Below are 11491 nucleotides of genomic sequence, written 5' to 3'. Positions count from 1 at the left end.
CTCGGTAAGCTGTGCTTGGAGTTCAGCTAAGTTTTCTGTGATCTGCACTGAATCTAACTGATGATTTGTATCTACAGATTGCATATTATCCAATTTATTTTTTGACCACAGCATAGCTATCCCTGAATATTTTTAAATCATAAAAAAATCGTGCCTCTTAGCACAGTGCAATACAACACACTTGATATTAAGAGTACACGATTTAGTGATGGCAATGTGATCTTTACCGTGAAAAATCGTTGCAAATTTTGATCTTACACAACACGTCTTAGCACGGACATTTCTTCATATTGCCAGCTTTAGATGGATAACGCGCATCAACACAGTAACGAAAGAATGTTTTCTCATCCATAGCTTCAAGATCGGGATGATGCTCACGCATATGCGCAACATACGCCTGATAATCAGGCACGCCAACCATTAGCCGAAAACTCTGCTGAAGTCGTTGCCACATCTCTGCGATTCTCGACCAATTTTTAGGTGAAACTAGCAGGTGCTTTTGCGACAAGATGGTAAATTTAATAATGCGTACCATCACACTTTTGCCGTTTCGAAACAGTTTTAAATTGAATGGTTTGATTTGCATCATCAATGTCCTTTAAATTCATTGGCTGTCATCGGTTGTTCGGTATAAATCGTCTCAGCTTCATTGACTGTTGGTGTTGGACTCGCCAACGCACGGCGAATAATGCCGATAGAAGCAAAGATCATCACAATCGCCACGATCATAAAGAATGCACACAATGCTGCATTGATTTGATTGGAGAAAATCACAGTTTGCATCTCTGCAACTGTTTTCGCTGGTGCAAGGATTTCATCACGTGCTAATGCATCTTTGAAACGATTCGCCTGTGCAAGGAAGCCAATTTTTGGATTTTCATGGAAAATCTTTTGCCAACCCGCAGTCATACAGGTGATGAATAGGAAAATGGTTGGGACAATGGTCACCCAAACATATTTTTCTTTTTTCATCTTAAACAAAATCACCGTACCCAAAATCAATGCCATTGCAGCAAGCATTTGGTTACCCACACCAAATAGTGGCCACAAGGAGTTAATCCCACCAAGCGGATCGACCACACCTTGATAGACAAAGAAACCCCACGCAGATACGGCGACACCTGTACCGATCAAATTCCCGACAAATGAGCTTGAGTTTTTGATCGCTGGAATGACAATCCCTGCAGTATCTTGCACCATGAAACGACAAGCACGTGTGCCTGCATCGACCGCAGTCAAGATAAATAAGGCTTCAAACAAAATCGCAAAGTGATACCAAAATGACATCATGGCACGGCTATTGAAAATCTCAGAAATAATATGCGCCATACCGATCGCAAAGGTCGGCGCACCACCTGTACGAGATAGAATTGTGCTTTCCCCCACTTCTTTTGCCAAAGTAGATAGCATCTCAGGCGTTACAATAAAACCAAGCTGACGCACTGCTTCAGATGCACTTTCCACCGTTGTACCGATCACCGCCGCAGGCGCATTGATGGCAAAGTAAACACCTGGATCAAGTACAGTGGCACAGATCATTGCCATGATCGCAACGAAAGATTCCATCAACATACCGCCGTAGCCGATCATACGAATATTGACTTCGTTATCGACCAGTTTTGGCGTGGTACCACTTGATACTAGAGCATGGAAGCCTGAAATCGCACCACAAGCAATGGTGATAAATAGGAATGGGAATAGTGAGCCAGAGAATACAGGTCCAGTGCCATCGACGAACTGCGTTACCGCAGGCATTTTCATTTCTGGTAATGCAATCACGATACCGATCGCAAGACCTGCAATCACACCAATTTTTAAGAAAGTTGATAAATAATCACGTGGTGCGAGCAGTAACCATACAGGCAATACCGATGCAATAAAGCCGTAAATTACCAATGTCCAAGTCAATTGCGTACCTGTCAAGGTAAATAATGGCCCCCAATATGGATCAGCGGCAATATGACCACCATAGACAATGCCAAGCATCATCAGTACAAAACCGATAATTGATACTTCCGCAATTTTCCCGGGGCGTAGATAACGCATATAGATGCCCATAAACAAGGCAATCGGAATAGTTGCTGCAATACTGAATACGCCCCACGGACTTTCAGCAAGAGCTTTCACTACCACCAGAGCCAGTACCGCAAGAATGATGACCATCACCCCGAGCGCACCGAGCATCACGATCACACCTGCAAAAGAGCCAAGCTCCTGCTTTGCAATCTCACCCAGTGAGCGACCGTCACGTCGTGTCGAAATGAACAGCACCAAGAAATCTTGTACCGCACCTGCCATCACCACACCGACCAAGAGCCAAATCGTACCGGGTAAATAACCCATTTGTGCAGCGAGAATTGGTCCAACCAATGGTCCTGCACCTGCAATCGCAGCAAAGTGATGCCCAAACAAGACATATTTATTGGTTGGTACATAGTCCAAGCCATCTTTGAGCCGATGCGCAGGTGTCAATCGCCGATCATTCAGCTCGAAGACTTTTTGGGCGATGAATAAACTATAAAAACGATAAGCAATGCTATAAATACACACCGCTGCAAGTACAAGCCATACAGCATTGACATGCTCACCCCGACTGAGTGCCAAGATCGCAAAAGAAATTGCACCGACAATCGCAATTAAAATCCAAATGATTTTCGATTTTGTAGTGGATTGCTTATTTGTCACATCCATGTTGATACCTCATCAGTTGTTGTTGCTTAACATTTCAATGATTCAGTGAAGTAACTCTGTGAATTATTGGGCAACAATTTTGTTTCAACTGTACTGTATCTCTACGACTTTGGAACTACGACTTTGGCATAAAATTGGCATTAAAAAAGGAGATGAATTGATCATCTCCTTAAAAGAAAAAAGTATTTCATTTAGTCAAATTTAGTTCAGCTGAAGCAAAAACATCATGTGGAAAAGGCTCATTCAGTGACAATAATCGCTCTTTTTGCAGGCTCCATTGCTCATCAATGTAACTTGAAACGCCACAAACATATTCATAAGCCTGAGATAAGTTTATGGTGTATGCGCCTAGTTCAATTATTATATTTCCCGTTCCTTCTATAAAATTTATCTTTTCTTTAGGTATTGAAAATTGAAAACTTACTTTCCCGTTTATAATGCCAGATCTTACGACAAAAGTATGGATATTAAGTGGTTGAATATTTTTTACAGAAACCCAACTAATTGATCCTGATACAGATGAATTCAATGCAATTATTTGATCAATTTTTTGTGCCATATGCGAAGATACATTTCTAATATTACGCACTTGTTGTAAAGAGCCATTTATCTCTTCTGTACTATATGGCGAAGGAATTGCGATTGAGTTAGCTTGCATAATCCACAAACATCTAAAACGATCTATCGCATCAATTACTGCCCACATATCAACATAAACATGTGTGTAATTTTTTTGGTATTGGGTTAATTTTGAAAGCTTGGTAAGTTCTTGATAAAGCCTTTTATAAGAAAAATCAATAATTTCAAGGGCATGCCTCATACCATCAAAAAACACAGCTTGTTTGTAGTCCAAATTTTTAGGAATGTTTAATAATATAGAGCCGTCTTTGATCATTGTTTACAATTAGTATTTATTTACAACGATTCTATCAAAACTAAAATAAAAGTTAACCCTTGAACGTCGAAGTATATAAAAAAGGAGATGAATTGATCATCTCCTTTTCGATTTGTTAAATATGGCTCAGCAATTAAGCACGTTCTAAGTAATCACCTGTACGTGTATCAACACGGATACTTTCTTCTTGTTGTACGAATAACGGTACACGCACTACAGCACCAGTTTCTAGTGTTGCAGGCTTACCACCTGTACCTGCTGTATCACCTTTCACACCTGGATCAGTTTCAACGATTTTTAAGATTACAAAGTTTGGTGCGCTCACGTTTAAAGGCACACCATTAAATAACATGATTGAGCACTTTTCATTTGAATCGTCTTTTAACCATTTTGCTGCATCGCCCATTGCTGTTTTGTCAGCAGCGATTTGCTCAAAATTCTCAGGATTCATGAAGTGCCACATTTCACCATCATTGTAGAGATATTCCATCTCAACTTCCATAATGTCAGCAGCTTCTAGGCTCTCACCAGAACGGAAAGTCTTTTCTAATACTTTACCTGATTTTAGATTACGCAATCTTACACGGTTAAAGGCTTGACCTTTACCTGGTTTTACATATTCATTTTCCATGATCGAACATGGGTTGCCGTCAAGCATTACCTTAAGACCTGACTTGAATTCATTTGTAGAATAATTGGCCATGATCGGCACACTCCAACTTTATAAATAAACTAATCAACTATACTATAATGCCGCATCGCATTATCAATTCGTGTCGCATGATAAACTATTTATACCAAGAGAAAAACTGGCAATCACAACTGAATGATTTAATTTCTGACCCAGAAGAACTTTTGGCGTTGTTAAATTTATCCGCAAGCGACCTCAAATCAGAACAACTACTGTCACAACATGCACATCAGCAGTTTAAACTACGTGTACCTCGCCAATTTGTTGCCAAGATGCAAATTGGCAATGCTTACGATCCGTTATTTTTACAAGTCTTTCCACATCACTTGGAAATGCAGGATATGGAAAAACAATTCCAAGCGGGATTTAGCGCCGATCCTTTAGGCGAGCTTGAAGCCAACACCCTGCCTGGCATGTTGCATAAGTATCAATCACGCATTTTGTTGACGATCACTGGCGCATGTGCAATTCATTGTCGCTATTGTTTTCGACGACATTTCCCCTATCAAGACAACTTACCTAAATCAAAAGATTGGCAAGCTATTGCACAATATATTCTCGACCACCCGAAGATTAACGAAATCATCTTAAGTGGTGGAGACCCACTGTCAGTTTCCAATGAGAAATTGGCACTGTGGATTAATCGTTTTGAGGAACTTCCTCAAATCAAAACCATCCGTCTGCATACACGCTTACCCGTAGTGATTCCACAGCGTATTGATGAGGATTTAATCAAGATTTTATCAACGACACGTTGCAAGATCATCATGGTGGTGCATAGCAATCATGGTAATGAGTTAGATGCAAATTTTGATGTGGCAATGCGCAAGCTATCCGAGATCAATGTGATACTATTCAACCAATCTGTACTTTTAAAAGGAATTAATGACAATTTTCAAACTTTAAGCCAGTTAAGCTATCGACTGTTTGATGCACGTGTGCTACCTTACTATTTGCACGTCTTAGATAAAGTGCAAGGTGCGTCACACTTTCTAATAACAGACGCAGAAGCACAAACAATTTATCAAGCGCTTTTAAAAGAATTATCAGGATATTTGGTACCAAAACTCGTGCGAGAGTCTTCAGGGGAGCTCCACAAAACCCCACTGAATGTCTTTTAGTGAGAAATGGTTAGGGGATAGAGTATGACAGTGAAACTGGAAAAGTTGTTCCAAGAGTCGGTTGACTTAAACATCAAGCAGCTAACTTATATTGCTAATTATAAAACGGACACTCAAAGTTGGGCGACTCAACTCTTGCAACTTGACCTCGGTGAAGCGGCGAAACAAGTATTCGTCACACTGCTTGAGCTACGTAGTCTGAATTGTAGTGACCTCTCTCGTTGGAAGATTTTGCAAAACATCGAACCTGATTTGCAACATTTGCTACTTTCCTTAGAGCATCATTATCTTAATAATGCAATGATCGATACCCTACGCGATCAACAAATCGCAGATTTAGTACTTGAGATTAAATGTCAGCACGCATTGCTCTATCGGGATATGGCAAAACGTGTGCAACATCAATTGGAAAATCAGAAATTTTCAATCTTTGAACTATCTAGAAAGAAAAAATTAACAATATTAAGAACCTATTGTGCATATGCAGTAATAAAACTATTAACAGATTTACTTTACTCACTGCAACTTATCTATTTTGATGAACCTAAATACTTTTGGCATACAGCATATGATATTATTTGGATGGCTCGAGCATTTCGATTTGATAAAGACAAAATTAATTTCAATCTAGAAAAATACCAAACTCAACAAGAACATATTGAAAATGCATTTATCGAACTTTCATTATTAAGCTTACTCAATAATCACAAATTACGTCAGGAAGACTTAAAAAATCTTAAGAACTGCCTTCCTTACTGGTTACATTTAGTGAAGTTAACGAGTGACCCTAAACCTGAAGCAAAATTTTCTTGTAATTTGTTTGGAGATCGTCCGCCAACAACGATCATGAACAAGAATACAGACCAAAAAGACAGTCTATATATAGATACAACAGACTTATTGTCCTACATCGAATCAACGATGAATCCTGAGGCAAACTATTTTTCAAATGAAGAGCAACAGCATCTTAATATCATTATTAAAAGCCACTTACTTACAACACTGAATAACGATGGTGTACGTAAGAATACACGTTTTGCTGAAGAGGGGTATGTTGATATTACTCTTGGTATAAGTGCTGCTCATTACTTTTTATCTGGTGCAAAACATTTTAAAGAAACTTTATTACGCGATAGTGATCTTACGATACAAAGTAGTTCGTTGAGTTTTTCCGAATTGGCAAATGATCAAGAATGGAAACTCTCAAGTAAAACCTTTGAACAACGCTACAATGCTGAAATTACAAAGATTTATCAATCTGATATTGTGAACCGTAGTAGCACTGGTTACTGCCTAAGCTGGCAAAACCAATTGCCAAAACATCTACGTACAGGCGATTTTATATTGCTTCGAGAGCAATCTGATCAGCCGTGGTCAGGTGCCTTGATTCGATGGTTAAAAAACACCGATCAACAAAATGTCGAGTTTGGTGTCGAAATCATCGTGAATAAAATGGCTCCAGCTGCAGTATCTCTCGCAAAGAAATCGAGTGATGTGATTTATCACCCTGCTATTTTGACGATGGATGAAGATAATAAGTTTTCTCTGATCTTACCAAGCCCACAGATTTTTCACGAAAATCAAAATCTGACCTTGCGGTTTGGTACAGATGAACTACGTATTTTTTTAAAGCAATGTATTAGCCTAGTACAGAGTTGTGCGCGTTTTGATTTTGACTTACTAGAGCAATCAAAACTGACGCTATTAAATGAATATTTTGAAACTCAATTAAATAACTTAGATACACAGGATTTGTGGGAAGCCCTTAAATGAAGCTACTTTTAAATGACAAAAAATCTCAAACTCATGTTGTTCGTTTTTTGATGGTTGATAGTCAACAAAATACGCTAAATATTATTCAACAAGGCTTAAAAGATAAATTCAATGTCAATGGAAAGCTACTGGATGACTTATCTAACTTTGACAAAATGTTGAACTTACAATGGGATGTGATTTTATTTAAAAATGCTTATGATTTTGACTATGAAAAAGCATTGGAAATCATTGAGTCAAAAAACAAAGTCACACCCATAATTTTACTCACAGATGACTCTACAGAATCAGCTCATACCAATAAGGCTTACCAAAAAGGTATATTTGATATTGTAAATACGACAGACCTTGAACAACTTGCTGTCAGCATCGCACGAGCTACAGCATTTTCAAGATTGCTTCGTAAAGAAACTCAGCTCAGTAAAGAGATTGATAAGCTTCAACAGCAAACACAAACCCTAGTTGAAACTACTGAATATGCTGTCGCAACCTTTCAAGAAGGTGTGCATGTTTCTGCAAATCCGCAATATGCTGAACTATTTGGATTTAGTGATATTGAAGAGTTAATTGGCTTGCCTTTAATGGATGTACTACAACCAGAAGATGTACAATCCTTTAAGCAAAGTTATAAAAAATTAAGCCGCGGTGACTTTGGACAAGCCGCTTTCAATATTCAAAGTCGCAATGCAAAAGCAAAATATCAGAATTTAAACCTACAATTTTCTGAAACCGAATATGATGATGAAACCGCTCTACAGCTCGTAATTGCTTCCGAAGCAGCTACCACCTCATCAAGTGGCGCATTTGCTCCGCTAACAGATGTTCAGTTGCAATGTCAGCAAGTCCTCGATTCACAACCATTTTCTGCTTTGTTGCTTTTTAAAATCAAGCAATTCGCTGCTGATAAAGCATCAAAACAATGGGATACTTCAACGCATTTCTTTCAAGCGATTCAACATCATTTGGAACAAATCAGTAGTGCTCGGGTTTTACGTATCTCAGAGCATGTATTCACGAGTACTTTAGGCGTTGCAGATAAAGCAACGCTCAAACAAAAACTCAATACCATATCTGAATCCTTAGCCAAACAGATTCAGGTGGCTGATCAGAGTATTCCTGTAACGCTTCAACTCTGCTATCATCATCTCGATCAAAACACAGTTAATGATCAAGTTGCCCTGCTTCTTACTGACACTTATCAGCATCATTATGATCCTGCATCAGAAGTCGATTTGAGCGGTGCAACTGATTTATCCCTTACTAGTAGTCAAACCCCTTCATTTTCGCTTTCAGAGAGTGCGCCTACAATTCAATTTGAGAGCTCGCCTGCAAGCCAGCCGGCACTTGCTTCAATCGTTGATGCAACCAATGACGCAAGCCTAGATGAATCAGAAAAATCACTTGTTGCTCAGCTAGATAACAACACCATTCAGCTACAATTCCAACAGCTATACGACAAAGAAGATATTGATGGTTCAATCTTTGAGGTAACTGGCAGCTTTGAGTTTGAACAGCAACAGATTCCTTTCTCACAATATGATGCTTTGCGACGCAACGCAGAGCTTGCAGCACGTGTAGATCGTTGGATTTTGGTTGAAGCATCTAAACGCCTACATCAATTCTTGCAAAAAGTACCTAAAGCTCGCATTTTGGTGAATATCCATGCTGCTAGCTTGCATGATGCAACCATTCAAGGTTTATTAAATAAGCTGGTTGGTTTAATCAATTCAAAGTATGCGAAACCATTGATCTTACAAATTAATGAAGCGGATATTTTGATGAATAAAGATCAAAACACTCAGGCAATCAAATCTATCCAAGAACAAGGTGTCGACGTTGCAATTGCTGAATTTGGCGATTCAATTTATAGCGTACACTTATTGCAACAACTCGATCTTGCTTTTGCTAAACTGACTAAAGGCTTTACCTCGCAGTTGCAAAATGATGAAAGTATGGTTGAACTGCAAGAGAAGATTGATCAGTTCCGTGAGCATAACTCAGCGATTCGATTCTTGATCAGTCACTTGGATGATATGACTTCATTTGCCAATGCGTGGAATGTCGATGTACGTTATCTACAAGGTGACTACTATCAACCGAAACAAAAAGAGTTTGTGAATAGTGCGGGCTAATGTGACGCACTCACACCCTACTTCTATGCTTTCATAGCAAGCTTTTAAAGATAATAAAAAATGGGCAGTGAATTCACTGCCCATTTTCTTTTTACAATTTGGTATTTGCTATCGCAGAAGCGATATAAAAGCTTAACGCTTGATCGTACGTGACATACCAGCGAAACGTTGCTTGAACTTGTCAATACGACCGCCAGTGTCTACAGATTTTTGCTTACCTGTATAGAATGGGTGGCACGCAGAACATACGTCAAGATAAAGAGATTCTTTACCTAATGCAGAACGTGTTTCGATGACGTTACCGCAAGAGCAAGTTGCTGTGAGTGTTTCGTATTTTGGGTGAATATCGGCACGCATGGTCGATGACTCCTAAGTTAGAAAGGTTTTGCTACCTTCGCTATCAACCACTCTCAAATCACCAAGATCAATTGACCATTTGAGGAAAAGGCAAACTAAAATTTTATAAAAATTAAAAGTTGGCAGATTGACACGAAAATAGACCATTTCTTTTGGCCCACCGAAACCTACAAGGTTAGAGCTAAGCGCAACAAGTGGGCAATATTATACAGTACTTTTCTCAATATTGCTATATGTAGGATAACAGCGCAAAACACTAATCATCAGAGTTTGGTAGGTTTTGCTTTGACCATTTTGCAGCAATGACACCGCACACCATCAGTTGAATTTGATGAAAAATCATGATCGGCAAAACCAACATCCCCATCGGCTGCCCTGCAAATAAAATTTGTGCCATTGGCACACCACTTGCCAATGTCTTTTTTGAACCACAGAAAAAAGTAGTGATCTGATCTTGACGGTTAAAGCCAAGCCATTTTGGAATATAAAAGGCAAGCAACATAATAGCCGTAAGCAATACCGAACATGAAAGGATTAAATAAAATAATGTCAACGCATCAAGCTGTTGCCACAATCCTGCAATCACCGCACTACTAAACGCACCGTAAACGACCATCAAAATACTGCCTTGATCAAACGCTTTAACCAGCTTCGGCACTTTGAGCATATACGGATAAATCCATGTACGAAGCAATTGCCCTAAAATAAATGGTACAAGCAGTAAAGCGACAATTTTGATAATGGCACTAGTCGGGTCATAGGCGTGTTCGGACTGACCCAAAATAAAAAAACTGACCATGATCGGCGTAATAAACATGCCGATAATATTGGAAAAAGATGCACTACAAACAGCACCTGCAACATTGCCACCTGCAACTGAGGTAAATGCAATCGAGGACTGTACCGTTGACGGTAAGAAGCATAAAAACAAAAAGCCCAAATACAGTGCGTCACCTAAGAGTGGTTGCAAAATTGGTTTTGATAGCAAGCCCAACAATGGAAATACAATAAATGTGAAAGCAAAAACTAAGCTATGTAAACGCCAGTGCAAAATACCTTGAATCACAGCCTCACGAGAAAGCTTCGCTCCATGTAGGAAAAATAAAATAGCGATGGCAATTGTTGTAAGTGTATTAAATCCGTCTGCCCACAGCCCTGAGATCGGTAAAATACTGGCAAGGATTACCATTACAACCAGTAATATCGTAAACCGATCAACCGCCAAATACTTCAACACTTTGTTTCTATCATCACAATACAATTAGAATCTAGGAAAAAAACTCGGCACAGATAATAAATGCCGAGTTATAAAAAACAAGCCCATTCTTAAAGATAAAAATAAGTTGAATGATAAAATACAGTGACTCAGTGAATAGTCACTGTTAAACAATGCTCGAGGTAAGATTAGTTGTTACGTGCATGTTGATCTTGTTGAATCAATTCCACTTTATAACCATCAGGATCTTCGACGAATGCAATCACAGTTACACCGCCCTTCATCGGCCCTGCTTCACGTACGACATTGCCACCTCGGGCTTTAATATCTTCACAGGCTTGATAAGCATCCTCAACGCCAATGGCAATATGTCCATAGCCATCACCCAAATCATAACTCGACGTGTCCCAGTTATGTGTCAGCTCAAGTACGGTATGATCAGATTCATCACCATAACCAACAAAAGCCAAGGTAAATCGCCCTTCCTCATAGTCTCGTTGACGCAACAATTTCATGCCGAGCACTTCGGTATAAAACTGCAATGATTTGTCCAAATTACCGACTCGTAACATGGTATGCAACATGCGCATCATATTTTCCTCACGATTAGGTGGT

10 protein-coding genes are annotated in these 11491 nt (G+C 39.2%); 3 read left to right on the top strand and 7 right to left on the bottom strand.

Annotation, left to right across the window (positions count from 1 at the left end):
• Nucleotides 1-268 precede the first annotated feature (268 nt).
• The 4 genes from ACE3PQ_RS03705 to efp all read right to left on the bottom strand — a co-directional run bounded on the left by ACE3PQ_RS03705 (nucleotide 269) and on the right by efp (nucleotide 4289).
• On the bottom strand, nucleotides 269-586 hold the full coding sequence (locus tag ACE3PQ_RS03705; protein WP_374295320.1) for a YbdD/YjiX family protein: 318 nt from the start codon (nucleotides 584-586) through the stop codon (nucleotides 269-271).
• Nucleotides 587-588: 2 nt separating this feature from the next.
• Nucleotides 589-2691 (bottom strand): carbon starvation CstA family protein, encoded by a 2103-nt coding sequence (locus ACE3PQ_RS03700; RefSeq protein WP_374295318.1) that lies wholly within the window; start codon nucleotides 2689-2691, stop codon nucleotides 589-591.
• Nucleotides 2692-2878: 187 nt separating this feature from the next.
• Nucleotides 2879-3586 carry a hypothetical protein gene (locus ACE3PQ_RS03695; protein WP_374295316.1) on the bottom strand — a complete coding sequence of 236 codons (708 nt, stop codon included), beginning with the start codon at nucleotides 3584-3586 and terminating at the stop codon, nucleotides 2879-2881.
• Between the two features lie 133 nt (nucleotides 3587-3719).
• Nucleotides 3720-4289, bottom strand: a complete 570-nt coding sequence (efp, locus tag ACE3PQ_RS03690) for an elongation factor P (RefSeq protein WP_374295314.1) — start codon at nucleotides 4287-4289, stop codon at nucleotides 3720-3722.
• A 77-nt stretch (nucleotides 4290-4366) separates the two neighbouring features.
• Between efp and epmB the strand changes: the two genes are divergently transcribed.
• The 3 genes from epmB to ACE3PQ_RS03675 all read left to right on the top strand — a co-directional run bounded on the left by epmB (nucleotide 4367) and on the right by ACE3PQ_RS03675 (nucleotide 9303).
• The gene (gene epmB, locus ACE3PQ_RS03685) at nucleotides 4367-5398 is read left to right on the top strand and encodes an EF-P beta-lysylation protein EpmB (RefSeq protein WP_374295312.1); all 1032 of its coding nucleotides are present in this window, start codon (nucleotides 4367-4369) and stop codon (nucleotides 5396-5398) included.
• Nucleotides 5399-5629: 231 nt separating this feature from the next.
• Nucleotides 5630-7171, top strand: coding sequence for a hypothetical protein (locus ACE3PQ_RS03680; protein ID WP_374295311.1), 1542 nt, complete (start codon nucleotides 5630-5632; stop codon nucleotides 7169-7171).
• A complete protein-coding gene (locus ACE3PQ_RS03675) occupies nucleotides 7168-9303 on the top strand; it encodes an EAL domain-containing protein (protein ID WP_374295309.1) in 2136 nt (711 codons plus the stop codon). The genes ACE3PQ_RS03680 and ACE3PQ_RS03675 overlap by 4 nt, the downstream gene beginning before the upstream one ends.
• Nucleotides 9304-9435: 132 nt before the next feature.
• Here ACE3PQ_RS03675 and rpmE read toward each other — a convergent pair whose 3' ends face one another.
• The 3 genes from rpmE to gloA form a co-directional block, all read right to left on the bottom strand.
• Nucleotides 9436-9660: a 50S ribosomal protein L31 gene (gene rpmE / locus ACE3PQ_RS03670; RefSeq protein ID WP_241571320.1), complete on the bottom strand. Its 225-nt coding sequence runs from the start codon at nucleotides 9658-9660 to the stop codon at nucleotides 9436-9438.
• A 256-nt stretch (nucleotides 9661-9916) separates the two neighbouring features.
• A complete protein-coding gene (locus tag ACE3PQ_RS03665; RefSeq protein WP_374295307.1) occupies nucleotides 9917-10897 on the bottom strand; it encodes a bile acid:sodium symporter family protein in 981 nt (326 codons plus the stop codon).
• Between the two features lie 167 nt (nucleotides 10898-11064).
• Nucleotides 11065-11466 (bottom strand): lactoylglutathione lyase, encoded by a 402-nt coding sequence (gene gloA / locus ACE3PQ_RS03660; RefSeq protein ID WP_374295306.1) that lies wholly within the window; start codon nucleotides 11464-11466, stop codon nucleotides 11065-11067.
• Between the last annotated feature and the right edge of the window lie 25 nt (nucleotides 11467-11491).

The sequence above is a fragment of the Acinetobacter sp. genome, assembly GCF_041911495.1.
Taxonomy (GTDB): domain Bacteria; phylum Pseudomonadota; class Gammaproteobacteria; order Pseudomonadales; family Moraxellaceae; genus Acinetobacter.
This window is presented reverse-complemented; position numbering and strand designations above follow the sequence as displayed.